The sequence below is a fragment of the Sphingomonas adhaesiva genome (assembly GCF_002374855.1).
In the GTDB taxonomy this organism is placed as follows: domain Bacteria; phylum Pseudomonadota; class Alphaproteobacteria; order Sphingomonadales; family Sphingomonadaceae; genus Sphingomonas; species Sphingomonas adhaesiva.
The window spans coordinates 403,677-417,989 of sequence record NZ_NWVC01000002.1; the positions used below are offsets into that span (position 1 = coordinate 403,677).

The 14,313-nt window shown below is 72.5% G+C and carries 12 protein-coding genes; 6 read left to right on the forward strand and 6 right to left on the reverse strand.

What is annotated here, in order from left to right; genetic code table 11:
- Nucleotides 1-133 precede the first annotated feature (133 nt).
- Together COA07_RS06450 and COA07_RS06455 are read right to left on the reverse strand one after the other, a co-directional pair.
- On the reverse strand, nucleotides 134-4,264 hold the full coding sequence (locus tag COA07_RS06450) for a translocation/assembly module TamB domain-containing protein (protein ID WP_211280946.1): 4,131 nt from the start codon (nucleotides 4,262-4,264) through the stop codon (nucleotides 134-136).
- Nucleotides 4,261-6,267, reverse strand: coding sequence for an autotransporter assembly complex protein TamA (locus COA07_RS06455; protein ID WP_066713242.1), 2,007 nt, complete (start codon nucleotides 6,265-6,267; stop codon nucleotides 4,261-4,263). Before COA07_RS06455 ends, COA07_RS06450 begins: the two co-directional genes overlap by 4 nt.
- A gap of 165 nt (nucleotides 6,268-6,432) precedes the next feature.
- On the opposite strand from COA07_RS06455, the gene COA07_RS18215 reads away from it, so the two are divergent.
- Nucleotides 6,433-6,609, forward strand: coding sequence for a hypothetical protein (locus tag COA07_RS18215; protein WP_169803595.1), 177 nt, complete (start codon nucleotides 6,433-6,435; stop codon nucleotides 6,607-6,609).
- A gap of 6 nt (nucleotides 6,610-6,615) precedes the next feature.
- On the opposite strand, the gene COA07_RS06460 is transcribed toward COA07_RS18215, so the two are convergent.
- A complete protein-coding gene (locus tag COA07_RS06460) occupies nucleotides 6,616-7,236 on the reverse strand; it encodes a S24 family peptidase (RefSeq protein ID WP_096640639.1) in 621 nt (206 codons plus the stop codon).
- 86 nt (nucleotides 7,237-7,322) lie between these two features.
- Here COA07_RS06460 and COA07_RS18220 point away from each other — a divergent pair, with 86 nt between their 5' ends.
- Together COA07_RS18220 and COA07_RS06465 are read left to right on the forward strand one after the other, a co-directional pair.
- Nucleotides 7,323-7,499 carry a hypothetical protein gene (locus COA07_RS18220; protein WP_169924222.1) on the forward strand — a complete coding sequence of 59 codons (177 nt, stop codon included), beginning with the start codon at nucleotides 7,323-7,325 and terminating at the stop codon, nucleotides 7,497-7,499.
- Nucleotides 7,496-7,795 (forward strand): hypothetical protein, encoded by a 300-nt coding sequence (locus tag COA07_RS06465; RefSeq protein WP_096640640.1) that lies wholly within the window; start codon nucleotides 7,496-7,498, stop codon nucleotides 7,793-7,795. The genes COA07_RS18220 and COA07_RS06465 overlap by 4 nt, the downstream gene beginning before the upstream one ends.
- A gap of 8 nt (nucleotides 7,796-7,803) precedes the next feature.
- Here the strand turns inward: COA07_RS06465 and COA07_RS06470 are convergent, their stop codons facing one another.
- Together COA07_RS06470 and COA07_RS06475 are read right to left on the reverse strand one after the other, a co-directional pair.
- Nucleotides 7,804-8,733 (reverse strand): hypothetical protein, encoded by a 930-nt coding sequence (locus COA07_RS06470; RefSeq protein WP_096640641.1) that lies wholly within the window; start codon nucleotides 8,731-8,733, stop codon nucleotides 7,804-7,806.
- On the reverse strand, nucleotides 8,691-9,929 hold the full coding sequence (locus tag COA07_RS06475) for a TIGR04063 family PEP-CTERM/XrtA system glycosyltransferase (RefSeq protein WP_096640643.1): 1,239 nt from the start codon (nucleotides 9,927-9,929) through the stop codon (nucleotides 8,691-8,693). The genes COA07_RS06470 and COA07_RS06475 overlap by 43 nt, the downstream gene beginning before the upstream one ends.
- A gap of 67 nt (nucleotides 9,930-9,996) precedes the next feature.
- On the opposite strand from COA07_RS06475, the gene COA07_RS18225 reads away from it, so the two are divergent.
- The 3 genes from COA07_RS18225 to COA07_RS06485 are packed head-to-tail and all read left to right on the forward strand — an operon-like array spanning nucleotide 9,997 to nucleotide 13,276.
- On the forward strand, nucleotides 9,997-10,155 hold the full coding sequence (locus COA07_RS18225; protein ID WP_169803513.1) for a hypothetical protein: 159 nt from the start codon (nucleotides 9,997-9,999) through the stop codon (nucleotides 10,153-10,155).
- The gene (locus COA07_RS06480) at nucleotides 10,148-11,527 is read left to right on the forward strand and encodes a putative O-glycosylation ligase, exosortase A system-associated (protein ID WP_066710056.1); all 1,380 of its coding nucleotides are present in this window, start codon (nucleotides 10,148-10,150) and stop codon (nucleotides 11,525-11,527) included. The genes COA07_RS18225 and COA07_RS06480 overlap by 8 nt, the downstream gene beginning before the upstream one ends.
- Before the next feature lie 3 nt (nucleotides 11,528-11,530).
- On the forward strand, nucleotides 11,531-13,276 hold the full coding sequence (locus COA07_RS06485) for an asparagine synthetase B family protein (protein WP_066710021.1): 1,746 nt from the start codon (nucleotides 11,531-11,533) through the stop codon (nucleotides 13,274-13,276).
- 3 nt (nucleotides 13,277-13,279) lie between these two features.
- Here the strand turns inward: COA07_RS06485 and COA07_RS06490 are convergent, their stop codons facing one another.
- Nucleotides 13,280-14,209, reverse strand: a complete 930-nt coding sequence (locus COA07_RS06490) for a right-handed parallel beta-helix repeat-containing protein (protein WP_066710024.1) — start codon at nucleotides 14,207-14,209, stop codon at nucleotides 13,280-13,282.
- Nucleotides 14,210-14,313 lie beyond the last annotated feature (104 nt).

A 14,313-nucleotide genomic window follows, 5' to 3' on the forward strand; every position in this document is an offset into this window, starting at 1 on the left:
GCGGGAATGCCGCGCCGGTCGCCCACGTCATGTTTCAAACGTCTCCGCCTCACGGTCCGTCATGCCGGCGTGGGGTGTGCGAAGGTCCCGCCTCCGCCGGGTGACGGAGCGGGAAAGTCGATACGCTTCCCCCTCAATAATCCCGCGACACGCGCACGTTGGCGCTCTGCCGCCCCAGCGTCGAGATCGACGACAGCAGCGACAGCCAGCGCGTCACCTGGAATTCCACGCGCGTCGCGGAATAGCCCTGACCGTCGGTGATGATCTCCGCATACAGCCGCCGCGTCACGAACTTGCCCGCCGCGATCGACGTGCCCTGCCCGGTCTGGGGATCGGCGGGCAGGATGCGCAGCCGGTCCAGCCCGGCGGCGCGGCGCACCGCGTTGATCGGGTTGAGGCCGTTGCCGCCGTTCTGCAATGCGGCCACCGCCGCGGCCAGCTGCAACGCCTCCGGCGCGGACAATTTGGTGATCGACGTGCCGAACAGCAGCCGGCTGAGCAGTTCGTCCTGCGGCAGCGCGGGCGTGCTGGCAAACGCGATCTCCGGCTTCGCCGCGACGCCCGTCACGCGGATCGTCGCGTTCAGCCCGGTGGTGTTGGCGTTCGCCTCGATATCCAGCGCGGGATTGGCGGGCACTTCCCCGGCGAAGCGGATGACGCCGCGCGACAATTCGAACTGGCGGCCCGCGAATTCGTAATCGCCGCGCACCAGGTCGGCGCGGCCGGTGATCGCCGGGTTGGTCGGCGTGCCCGCGATATCGACCTCGGTCGACCATTCGCTGCGCAGCCCCAGCCCGGACACCATCAGCCCGCCGGGCGCCTTGGCATGGATCGCCAGCCGCCACGGCGCGGCGGCATCGTCGTCCTCCGGCCCTGCGCCGTCGGGCACGTTGATCTCGCGCACGTTCAATCGCGGCAACGCGCTGACCGCACTCGCCTGCCCAAGGCGATAGCGCGCCGCGTCGAGCCGCACGTTGCCGCTGATGACCCCGCCGTCGCCATCGGAGGTGAACGCCAGCGGCCCGGTGACGGTCGCGCCGATATCGTCGCGGTCGATCATCACCGCGCGGTCGGCATTCATGCGCAGGTCCAGCGCGACGCCGTTCGCTGCACCGAAATCGAACGCGCCGGTGCCGCTGACCTTGCCGCCGCGCGCGCCGGCATCGGCGGCGAAGCTCTGCACCTGCAACCGCGATCCGGCGAACCGCCCCTCGGCGCGGATGTTGCTGAGCACGGTGCCGGTCACGCTGCTCTGGATGCGCGCATTGCTGGACCGCACCACGCCGCGCAGCTGCGGGGCGGCGAGCGTCCCACTGACGTCCGCCGCGATCGCCACCGGGCCGGACAGGTCGAACAGCTCGACCCGCGTCAGCGGCCACAGGGTTTCCGCGGGGCCACTGTAGCGCAGCTGCGCGAACAGTCCGGCGCGCGTCAGTCGATCGATCGGGTCGCCCCCGCCCGCCAGCGGCTTCAGCAGCGCCTGCGCGCGGCCGACGACGCGCCCGCCCGACGCCATCACCAGCCGCACCCCCGCCTGCGCCGGGGTCAGCACGCCCGCCACCGCCAGGTCGATCGGCGCCGAGGAGGTGAGCAGCCCCGAGCGCGTCAGCCCGCGCACGGTCAGGTCGACGCGGCCCGTGGGCGGCGCGTCGCCGCGCGCGGTCAGATCGAACGTCCCGCTGGCATTGCCGCCCAGCCCCAGCCCGGCATAACCGATGTCGAGCACCGCCAGCGGCAGGTTGCCGAGCTTGCCGGTCACCGCCACATCGCCGTCGCCGAAGCGCCCGGCCAGCGTCGCCTCACCCCCCGCGAAGGTCAGCCGCGTCGGCGCCAGCACCCAGGTGTCGCCATCACGGCGCAGCACCGCGGGCGTCTCCAGCCGGATCGGGCGCTGACCCAGCGTCCCCTGCGCGCGAACCGTCCAGCCATCGGGCGCCAGCTGCGCGACGGTCTGGATCTGGAAACCGACGCCGCGCGATCCGGCGATCGACGCGCGCACCTCGCCCGTCTCCCCCGTCAGCCGCACGTTGCCGGCAAAACGCGCCAGCGACAGCGCTCCCTGGCGCAGGCCCGTACCGGTCACCGTCGCCTCCGTCCGCGCGCCGGCGGGGTCGAGCAGAGTGGTAAAATCCAGCGTTGCCTGCCGCACCGTCGCGCCCGTGCCGATGCGCGCGCCGCGCGCGACGATCCGCCCCGCGATCCGCTGCACATCGCCCACCGGCGCCAGATCGAGCGCGCCCGACAGCCCGCCGCCCGCGATCGCCATCCGTCCGCGGAACCCGCCCGGCACGATATCCAGCGCGCCGGTCGCGCGCGTCCCACTGACGTCCAGCCGCGCGACGTCGATCCGCGCCTGCCCGCCGCCCGGCGGCAGCACGATCTGCCCCGCGCCGGTGAACGGCCCCAGCCGCGATCCGCCCCCGGCGACGAACGCGAAGCCCGCCGGGTTCGGGTCCAGATGCGCGCGCACGTCGCGCAGCCCCAGCGTGTCGTTGGGGCGCTGGAACACCAGGTCGACCGTCGGCTTCTCGATCCGGCCGTCCAGCACCAGCTGCACCGGGCCATAGCTGCGCTGCCGCCCGGCGCCCTCGAAATGGAACGTGCCGTCGCGGCGGCGATAGCCGTTGCCCGCCAGCCGGATATCGGGCGCGGTCAGCGTCAATCCGGTGAAATGCAGGATACCGTCGGGAGTCCGCTCCAGCCCGGTGTCGATCCGCGGCAGCCCGCCCGCCAGCGACCGGAAGAAGGCGTTGTCCAGCCGCACCATCTGCGCGGTGCCGCGCCCGACCACGCGCGTGCCCTTGGCCCCCGCGCCGGGGACGACGCGCAGCCGCGACTGGACATCGACCACCCCCAGCCCCGGGATCAGATAGCGGCCCAGCGCGCCGGTCAGGCCGATGTCATATTGCCCGGTGCGCAGGTCCAGCTGCAGCCCGATGCGCCCGGTCAGCTTGTCGGATCGCAGCGCCAGATCGTCGCCGGTCACCATCCGCGCGGTGACGCGCAGCACGCCGTCCAGCGACAGGTTGCGCAGGATGCCGCCCGCCACGTCGCCCACCCCGGTCACGCGCGCCGCGGTGAAGCGCACCGGCACCGCCACCGGGCTGTTCGACCAGCGCCCGCGCCCCGCCGCGCGCGCCTGTTCGAACCCGGTATCGTCGAACGAAAAGCGCGGCGCGGTGATGCGATAGTCGAAGCGGAAGGCGCGGAAATTGCCGTCCAGGATCGCGCGCAGCCGCATGTCGGTGGCGCGCATGTTGCGGAACAGCGCCTCCGGGCGGAGCAGCCGCGCCTCCAGCTTCACATTGCCGAACGCGCTGCGTGCCAGATCGACGACGCCGCGCGCCTCCACCGCCAGCGCGGCGGAGCGCAGCGACAATTGCCCGTCGAGCCGCCGGTTCGCGAAGGTCGCCCCGCCGTTGACGGTGACGCGCGGCGCGGTCAGCGATTTCAGCTTGCCCCTGGTGATGCGCTGCGGCTCCAGCGTGCCGACCAATGTATAGTCGCCGCTGCGGTTCGACAGCGCCAGATCGGCGATCCGCGTCGTCCCCACCTGCGCCACCGCACGCCCCTGCCACGCGCGCCAGCCGCCATCCCCGCCGATGTCGAGCGACACCGCGTCGCCCGCCCCGGTGATCCGCGACAACAGCCCGCCGGCGATGCCGCGCGCCTGCGCGTCGATATCGAACCGTCCGTCGTCGGGGCGCGAATCGATCCGCAACGCCAGCGTGTCGCTGCCCGCGACCGCCGCGGCCAGGCGGACCACCGCATGGCCGTCGCGAATGTCGGCGGCGCCGCGCACGCGCCCGCTGCGCGCCGTGCCGGTGACGGCGCGCCCCAGCACCAGCCGGTCGATCGCCAGCCGCCCGATGACGATGTCGAACCGCGGCAGGATCGGCCCGCTGCGCCCGGTGTCGCGCGTCCTGGGCAGCCGCGCCAGCACCGCCAGCGGCACGTCCAGGCTGCGGATCTCCAGCCGGTCGTCCCACCACGACCACGGCCGCCAGTCGAGCGCGGCGCGCGGCACCGTCAGCACCAGCCCCTGCGGATCGTACATCCGCACGTCGACCAGCTGCGCGCGCCCGTACAGCGACCCGTCGATCCGCCCGACGCGGAAGCGCAGCCCGTTGGCGGGCGCCAGCGCGTTGATCCGGTCGGCGACCAGCCGGTGCCCGACGTCGGTGTCGATGCCGATGCCGATCGCGACGACCAGCGCCGCCAGCACCGCGACGATCGCCAGCGCGATCCGGCCCGCCCGCCTCAAAACGCCTGCCCCAGCGACACGTACACCGCGATCCGGCTGTCGCCCGGCTGCGGGTTCAGCGGGGTGCCGACGTCGACGCGGATCGGCCCGAAGCTGGAATAATAACGCACGCCCAGCCCGGCGCCGTAGCGGAAGCCGCTGAAATCGGGCGCGCCGCCGGTGTAGATGTTGCCGCCGTCCAGGAACGGCACGACACCGAAATTGCCGAACGCCTTCACCCGCGCCTCGATCGCGAATTCGGCCAGGCTGCGCCCGCCGATCGGATCGTTGTTGGGATCGCGCGGGCCGATCGACTGGAATCCGTAGCCGCGCACCGACGCGCCGCCACCGGCATAGAAGCGCCGCGACGGCGCGATCTGGTCGCGCGGCGCGCCCAGGATCGTGCCCAGCCGAATGCGTCCGGCGACGATCGCGCGGCTGGTTAGCGGCTGGTAGGCGCTGGCGTCCAGCTGCACGCGGGTATAGCCGAACACCGATCCCTGCAGTGACAGTTCGGGGCTGGCGCGCCCCGACAGCCGGAAACCGCGCGTCGGGTTCAGCAGATCGTCCGACCCGTCATACCCCAGGCTGGTCGGCAGCGCGCCGATCAGGAAGGTGCGCCGCCGCGGCTGGCCGGTGGACGCGTCCACGTCGCGTTCGTCGGTGGCGACCAGCTCCCCGCCGAGCGACCAGGTCCACGCCTTCTGGAAGAAGATCGTCGTCTGCTGCTCCAGCGTCGCCGACAGCGACAGCGTGTTCGCCTCATAGGCATCGCGCAGCAGGTGCGCGATCGCGAACTGGCCGGTCAGCACGCGGTCGCGCCCGCGGAAATTGTTGCGACGATAGGTGATCTGCCCCAGCTGCTCGCCGGTGCCCAGCACGCCGCGCAGCGTCAGCGCGCCTTCGGGCGGGAACAGGTTGCGGTGCGTCCAGCTGACTTCCGCCCGCGCGCCCTCGCCCGTGCCATAGCCCAGCTCGCCAGCCACGGTGCGCGGCGGCGCGGGCGACAGGCGCACGGCGATGTCGACGGTGTCGGGGGTCGCACCGGGTACCGGCGTCACGTCCGCGGTGGCGACCAGCCCGGTCTGGATCAGCGCGCGGCGCAGGTCGTCGACCTGCGATGCCTCGTACGGCTGACCGGGGCGGAAGCGCGCGATCTCCTGCACGTGCGCTGCATCGAACACGCGGTTGTCCGCATTGGCGGTGATCGTGCCGAAGCGGCGGGCGGTACCGGGCGCGACGTCCAGTCGCAGCGTCGCGGTACGCGCCGCGCGATCGACCACCACGTCCGGCTCCCCCACCGTGGCGAACGGAAACCCTTCCTCTCCGGCACGAACGCGCAGATTCGCGGTTGCCTCGGCGACGGCATCGGCGTTGACGGCATCGCCGGCCCCCACCGCGAACGCCTTGTCCAGCGCGTCCGCCTTCGCCCCCGCCTGCTCCACCCCCGCCAGCGTGACGCCCGAAAAGCGGTATTGTGCGCCCGGAGCGGCGATCAGCACGATCATCGGGCGGCGATCGGCGGTCTCCACCCCCGTCGTCACCACCGCGTCGTAATATCCCTCCCCCTTCAGCAGCGTCAGCAGCAGTTCGGCATCCTGCCGCGCGCGCCGGTCGAGCTGCGCGGCGTTCGCCTCCTTGCCCGCATTGCCCGCCAGCACCGACAATTCGCGGAACCGGTCGCGCAGCAGCGGCGAGGCGACGCCGTCGATCCCGTCGATCCGCCAGTCGTAGCGCGTGCTCGCCGCCACCGACCGCTGGGTCGCGGCGGGGACGGAGGATGCGGCCGGCTGCACCGGCAGTTCGGGCCAGTCGACGCCGATATCGGGCAGCGGCGCCAGCGGCGAATCGGGGTCGATCTCCATCCCGCCGGTCGCCGGCGGGGCCGACGACGCCGGCGACAGAGGTTGCGCCGCCGCGGGCACCTGTGCCGCAGCGGCGCAACCCACGATCGTCAGCTGTGCGATCATCATGCCGGTCGTGACGCGCAGCACCGCGCCACGCCGCCCCGCGTCCGGCTCCATCACCATCGTCTAGCCGGTGCCGCGGGCCAGCAGAAGGGGCCAAAACAGCCCGCGCGGGCGCAAGGGCGCGCGGCCGGCACGCCCCACCGCGCACACGGCATCGCATCACCCCTGCCCGTCGCCGCACTGGCGCACCGCCGCCGGCCGTGGCATCTGGGCGCGGTCATGGCCCGTCCCCCTTCCCGCACCCCCGCCGCCGGCGGCATCTTCGTCGCGCTGGGCGCGCTTCTCGGCACGATCGGCGGCCTGGTCGCGCGGCAGCCGTCGATCGGCTTCCTCACCGGGCTGGCGATCGGCGCCGCGATCGCAGTCGCGATGTGGTGGCGCAACGCGCGACTGTAACGCGCGCTACAGATCGCGCAGCAGCAGCCGCGCGCGCCCGATCACCGTCACCTCCGCCGCCGGGCGGACCAGCGCTGGGTAGGCGGGATTGTCGCTGACGATCTCGATCGTCGCACCGCTGCGCCGCACGCGCTTCACCGCCACGCCGTCGTCGACGCGGATCACGAACACCGCGCCGCCCGGCGGCACCGTGCGGTCGCCCTCGTTCACCAGCAACCGGTCGCCGTCGAGCAGGGTCGGCGCCATCGAATCGCCGGTCACGTCGATCAGCGACGCCTGACCCGGCGTGACGCCGTGCGCGCGCAGCCACGCGCGCGGCAGCGGCTCGTCACGCAGCGCGCGCTCGTCCGCCGGCTCGCGCCCCGCCCCCGCCGCGGCGCTGACCGCGCGGCGCGGCACCGGCACGTCCGCCGCCACCGGCTCCGGCGCGCCGAGCACGCGTTCGTCCAGCCCCAGGAAATCGGCGAGCAAGCGGCGTTCGCGCTCCGGCAACCGCCGCGGCGATCCGCGCCCGACGAACTGCTGCAGATACGCCACGTTGCGCCCCAGCATCCGCGACAGCGCCGACAGGCTGACCCCGCGCGCGCGCGCCGCGTGCTCCAGCGCCTGCTGTGGGGTGTCGCTCACCGGCGCACCCTACGCGCAGGAAATTTCCTCGACAAGTTGGAAAATGGAGAACATTTCAAGAACACGGTTGGAGTCGGGAGTCGGCCATGTCGTTGTTATGGGATATCGAACGCTATCTGCGGCGCACCGGGGTCGCCGCGACCACCTTCGGACGGCGGGCGGTCAACGACCCGCGGCTGGTGCTCGACATGCGTCGCGGGCGCGAGCCGGGGCCGCGGGTGCGCGCGCGGGTGGAAGCGATCATCACGGCGCGCCAGCAATGAGGCCCGCGCCGTTCGATCGCGCGCTGGCGCGTTCCGCCGCGCTGGCCGGCGCGTCGCTGTCGGTGGAGCGGCACCGCCGCGCCGCCTGGCACAGCGCGACCTTCGCGGGGGAGCGCCACGAACTGGTCGCGTCCGCACCGTCGGGCGAACCGCTCGACCGCTGGCTGGAACAGGTGACGACGCACGATCTGGCAATGCCGGGACACCTGCTGGCCGAGCTGAAACTGGCGCAGTGCGACCGCGCCGGGGCGGTCACGCACCTGCGGATCGAGGGGCTGACCGTCGCGACCGGGTGATGCGCGCGTCAGCCGGCGGCAAGCCGCCGCAGCCGCTGGAGCGTGTCGTCCAGCGTCGCCAGATGTGCGGCGGCCTGCGCCGGGCGGGCCAGCGGCAGCGCACGCCGCGCGGCGCCGCGTTCCAGCCGGTCCACCAGCGAGGCGAGCGATTCCTGCGCCAGCTGGGTGGTGGACAGCGGAACGGGGGGCAGCGCGAAACTTTCCATCCGCTCCCCCGGCGCGATCCGCACGGGCGGCGGGGGGGGCGGCGGCGGGGGCACGGGTTCGGCCGCTTCCACATCGGCGGGGGCGGACGTCGGCGCCGCCGGGGTCGCGCGCATGACCAGCGGGGGCAGCGGGCGCGGCGCCTCCATCGGCTCGGACGGGACGGCACCCGGATCGAACACGCTCATCGGCAGGTTCAGGTCGCGCGGCAGCGGGCGTTCGGGCGGGGGCGACAGCCAGGCGGCGGGCGGCGTTTCGTTCGCCGGCGCGATCGGGTCGGCATCGTCCGCCACCGCATGGCCGCGCGCGATCACCGGCAGCACCTCGACCGGTTCGGGAAGGTCGGGCAGCGGCTGGCCCAGATCCTCGCTGGCGCGGATCGGACGGCGCGGCGGCGCATCGGGGTGCGCATCCGCACGGCGGATCGCGGGAACCAGCGGATCGGCACGCCGGCGACGCGGCAGCCGCCACCACCCCGCCGCGCCCAGCCCCGCCATCATCACCAGCGCCCCGGCGACCAGCGCCAGCAGCGTGCGCCCGGTCACGCCGATCGGCGGCGCGGCGGCGGGCACCCAGTCGGGCAGATGCGATCGCATCACCACGGCGTTCAGCACGTCGCCAGGGGCGGTGGCGATGCCGGCGGCCACGCCGATCCCCGCAAGGATCGCCGCGACCGGCAGCAGCGTGGCGTTCAGACCCGATTCGGGCCGGTTGGGGGGGAGCGTCGCGACCATGACCGCTTGCTATAGGCAGCACCCGTAAGCCGTTGGTAAACAGCATCGTAGCGATGAACGTTGGTCGCCCAGTCGCGCTCCGCCGCGACGAAGGCGCGCGCCCGTTCGCGCCGCGCGTCCCACCCCGACCGGTCGCACAGCAGCCCGGCCAGCGCCGCCGCGATCGCGTCCGGATCGCCCGCCGCAAACAGCGTGCCGGTATCGCCGTCGCGAATCAGCTCGCGATGCCCGCCGACGTCGGACGCGGCGACCAGCCGCCCCTGCGCCATCGCCTCCAGGGGTTTCAGCGGCGTGACCAGGTCGGTCAGCCGCATCCGCTTGCGCGGATAGGCAAGCACGTCGACCAGCCCGTAATAACGCTCCACCTCATGATGCGGCACGCGCCCGACGAAGCGGATGCGCGCCGCGGCGGGCGATGCCGCCGCCTGCGCGCGCAGCGGCCCCTCCATCGGGCCGCCGCCGACCAGCAGCAATTGCGCGCCCGGCCGGCGCGCCCCCAGCGCGGGCATCGCCGCGATCAGATCGTCCAGCCCTTCGTAATCGTAGAAGCTGCCGATGAAGCCGATCACCTCGTCGCCCAGCCCCCATTGCTCGGCCAGCGCCGCATCGCGCGACGGCGGCGTGCCGAACAGCGTCAGGTCGACGCCATTGGGGGACACCATGATCTTGTCCGCAGGCACGCCGCGCGCCACCAGATCGCCGCGCAACCCGTTGCAGATCACCGCCACCGCATCGGCGCGCGCCACCGCCCAGCTTTCCAGCGCCTTGGTGGCGCGGTAGCGCGCCGATCCTTCGCGCCCCGTGCCGTTGCCGACCGCGGCATCCTCCCAGAAGGCGCGGATTTCGTACAGCAGCGGGATGCCGCGCCGCCGCGCGGGCCACAGCGCCGCCAGCGCGTCGAGCACCGGCGAATGGGCGTGGATCACGTCGGGGCGGAACGCGTCGGCCACCTGCCCCACGCGCCGCGCCAGCGCCGCCACCTCGCCCGCCACGCCGCCGCGCGCGGCCGCGGGCGTGCGGTGGAAGTCGATCCCGTCGACCGTCACGCGCAGCGGCTCGGCCGGGTTGTAACGCGGCCCCGTCACCGCCGCGACGTCATGCCCCGCCGCCATCTGCGCGGTCAGGATCGCGCGGGTGCGGAACGTATAGCCGCTCTGCAACGGCAGGCCGTGGTCGAGGACGTGGAGGATGCGCATCGCCCGCCCTCATGAACGCGCGCCACTTAACGCCGCGTCAACTCGCCCCGCCGTAAGCCCGGCGGCGATGATCGACACCTTCTCGCTCCTGCTGTGCCATGGCCTGATGCTGGTGGCGACGTGGCGGCTGCTGCGCACCCCCGCGCTCGATCGGGAAGCGGCGGTCGTGGCCGAACGTGCGGACGGCGCGCGCGCGGCGCGGCGCGGGCGGCGCGGACGTGCGTGACCTCTTCTTCATCGGCTTCCTGCTGGCGCTGTGGGGCGCGGGGATGCGGCGGCCGTTTCTGTTCATCGGATCGTATGTCTATATCGACATTGTCTCGCCGCAGCGGCTGACCTATTACCTGCTCAACAGCGTGCCGATCTCGCTGATCGCGGTATTGCTGGCGGTCGGCGGCTGGGCGCTGGCCGACGACAAGCGCGACGCGCGGTTCAGCGTGCGCCAGGCGATGATCCTCCTGCTGCTCGCCTATTGCTGGTGCACGACGCAGGTCGCCGATTTCCCGATGCAGGCGGCGGACAAATGGGAATGGGTGTGGAAGAACCTGGCCTTCGCCGCGTTCCTGCCGCTGACGCTGCGCACGCGCGTGCGGATCGAGGCGCTGCTGCTGTTCATCACATTATCGACCGCGACGATCATCATCGTCGGCGGGATCAAGACGCTGGCGACCGGCGGGGGCGGCTATGGCGAGCTGAACCTGATGGTGTCGAACAACACCGGCCTGTACGAAAGCAGCATCATTTCCGCGGTGGCGGTGGCGCTGGTGCCGATCATCTTGTGGCTGGCGCGCGACGGGACGATCTTTCCGCCCGACTGGCGGGTGCGCACCTTCGCCTATGCGCTGTGCTTCGCGTGCCTGCTGATGCCGGTGGGGACGTCGGCGCGCACCGGGCTGCTGTGCATCGTGCTGCTGGCGATATTGTCGCTGCGCACCGTCAAGCGGCGGATGGTCTATCTGGCGGCGCTGGCGCTGGCCGGCGCGGTGGCGGTGCCGCTGCTGCCGGCATCGTTCAGCGAGCGGATGGGCACGATCAAGACCTATCAGGCGGACGAAAGCGCCTCCACCCGCGTGGCGGTGTGGAAATGGACGTGGGAGTTCGCGAAGACGCATCCGTTCGGCGGCGGGTTCGACGCCTATATCCAGAACCGCATCCGCTACGACACGGTCGCGGTCGAGGGCAGCGGCGCGGCCACCACGGTCAAGCGCGACATGACCGTCGACAAGAGCCGCGCCTATCATTCCAGCTATTTCGAGATGCTGGGCGAACAGGGCTATCCCGGCCTGGCGCTGTGGCTGGCGCTGCAGATCGCCGGGCTGTGGCGGATGGAGGTGCTGCGCCGCCGCCACCGTGCCGATGACGACGAACTGGCCTGGGCCGGGCGGCTGGCGGGGGCGTTGCAGCACGCGCACCTCATCTACCTGCTGGGCGGGGCGTTCGTCGGGATCGCATTCAATTCCTTCCTGTACCTGATGATGGGGGCGCAGATCGGCGTGGATACCTATGCGACGCGCCGCCGGCGCGAGATGATGGCGACCGGGCGGGTCCGGCGCGCGCGGCCCGCGCCGCCGCCGGTCACCGCGACGGCGGGGGCATAGGCGATGGCCGGGCTGTTCCTTCGCTCCGCGAATGCCGCCGCGGGCCTCGCCCCCGACGCGCTGGATGCCGCCGCCGCGCAGTTCGCGCGGCACGGCTTCCCCACGGCGACGCCCTTCGCGGTCGCGGGCTGGGACGGGCTGCACGCCCCGTATATCCGCGGCGGGCCGGATACGTGGCTGGTGCGCGGTGACGATCGCGTCGCGGTCGCCGGCACGCTGGTGGTCGACGGCAGGATGGGTGCCGAGGCGCTCGCGCTGCTGCTCGACGCGGGCGATCCGACGCGGCTCGACTGGTCGCGGATCGGCGGGCAGTTCGTGGCGCTGGTCCACCGGGCCGGGCGCAGCTTCCTGTTCACCGACTGGTTCGGCGCGTTCCAGCTGTTCCACGATGCCGATGCGCGGGTGTTCTCCACCTCGCTGCTCGCCGCCCTCGCGGCGCTGCCGCAGGTGCGGTTCAGTGCGCAGGGCGTGTACGAATTCGCGTTCAACGTCATGCCGATCGGCGACGATACGGTGTTCGAGGGGCTGTCGACGCTCGGCCCCGATCGCATCGTCGAGCTGACGCCGGACGGCGCGCGCTTCCACCCCGTCACCCGTTCCCTGCCGCGCGATGCGGCGCGCCTGGCGATGCCGGAACGGATCGCGCGGGCCCGCGCGCGCCTGTCGGACATCGTGGGCGCGCATGTCGCGGCGTTCGGTGACGATATCCGCTGCCCGCTGTCGGGCGGGATCGATTCGCGGCTGCTGTACGCCGCGCTGCGCCACGAAGGGGCCGCGCCGCACCTCTACGTCTACGGCCCGCCGGGCAGCGACGACGTGACGATCGCGCAGGCGATCGGCGCGGGCGAGGGCGTGGCGGTCGAGTGGATCAACAAGGCGCTGGTGACGATCGCGCCCGATGCCTTTCCCGCGCAGGTCGCGGCGGAGTTCGAGGCGTGGGACGCGCTGCCCACCTATGGCAACATCTTCGATGCCGGGGGGCATAGCGCGGCCTGCGCGAAGCGGCACCAGGATGGCGCGCTGGCGGCGTCGGGCGGATGCGGCGAAATCTACCGCGACTTCTTCTACCTGCCCGATCGAGCGACGACGGCGGATGCGGTGGCGCGGACGTTCTTCGCCCGCTTCCTGCCCGCCGACACCACCGACCTGTTCGATGCGGAGGCGTTCATCGCGCGCGTGGCGACCAAGATCGGCGCGGCGGTGGGCGCCGCCCCGCGCGAGCGGCTGGACCGCCAGACGGTCGAGCACCTCTACCCCAAGGTGCGCTGCCGCGCGCTGTTCGGGCGCGAGATCAGCCTGGAGGCGCGCCACGGCGCCTATCTGATGCCGTTCCTGGATCATCGGGTGGTGACGGAGGCGATGACGCTGCCGGTGGCGATGAAACAGGCGGGGCGGTTCGAGGCTGCGCTGCTGGCCGCGATCGACCCGGTGCTGGCGGCCTATCCGTCCGCCTATGGCCACGACTTCGCGGGTGCGCCGTCACCGCGCCACCGGTTCCAGGAATGGTCGTCGCGCATCCGCCCGGCGTGGCTGCGCCAGCGCAGCTATGCGATCCAGCGGCGGATGGGGGCGATGGCGGACGAACATGGCGGGCTGCTGTCGCCCGACTATCTCGGCCGGGTGATCGACCTCGAATATCCGGCGATGCGCCGCTTCTTCCACATGGAGGCGATCACCGACAGCGGGCTGCTGCGCCGGATCGCCTGCCTGGAATATCTGGCGCAGCGGCTGGGATCGCGGCTGCGCTGACCGTCACCAGCGGCGCGCGGTGGTGGTGATCCCCTCCCCCAGCGCGTTGCCGCGGATGACCAGTTGCTCGCCCGACCAGTTGCCGACGAACACCGGCTTGTAATCGACCCCCGGCGCCAGCGACGCGCGATTGCCCTCGATCACCAGCCCGGTCGAATCGTTGCGCGCCCCCTCCGGTGCGACGGTAATCATCGTCGAGTGATTGTCCTTGTCGCGCCCCATCACGAAGGCATTGTCGGCGATGCGCCCGCGCGCGCCGTTCGACAGGTCGATCATGTAATTGGTGGTATGCCCCTGCGTATCGTCGAAGCTGTTGCCGACGATCTCGACCCGCGGCGCGCGCACCTTCAGGTAATGGCCGCCGCGCCCGCGCTCGAACCGCGTGTTGGTGACGCGCGCCGCGCCGTATCCGCCGACATAGACCGCATGCGCGCCGTTACCGGTCGGGTCCTTGCCCAGCCCGGCGAAGGTCGAATGGTCGATCGAGATGGTGGCGGAGGGGTCCTCCGCGGTCAGGATGCCGCACTGGCTGTCGAGGAACATCGACTGCACCACCGACAGGTTGCCGTGTTCCAGCCGGATGCCCGCGCCGTTGCCGTCGCCCACCTCCAGATGCGTGAACACGATCCCTTCCACTCGCGCGCCGCGTCCGCGCAGCACCAGCGCGGCCTTGTCCTCGCACGTCACGCGCGTGAAGATCACGCTGCCCGGCTTGTCCGCGACGAAGGCGATCCGCCCTTTCTCCTGCACCGCGCAGTCGCGATAGGTGCCCGGCGGGATGTGGATCGTCCCCTCCCCGTCGCCGATCGCATCGACAGCCTGTTGCAGCGTGCCGAACACCTGGTCGCCGACGACGAAGCGCCCGCTCGGCGCCTGCGCGCTGGCCGATGCGGCGGCGGCGAACGTCAGGGCAAGGGCAGCGATACGGCGCATCAGGCATCTCTCCGGCAGCGAAAGCCGCGCCGGGTGATGCCATAATGCGAAAGGACGCGCCCCACCCAAGCGGGCGGGGCGCGTCCCTATTTGAACCACCGGCG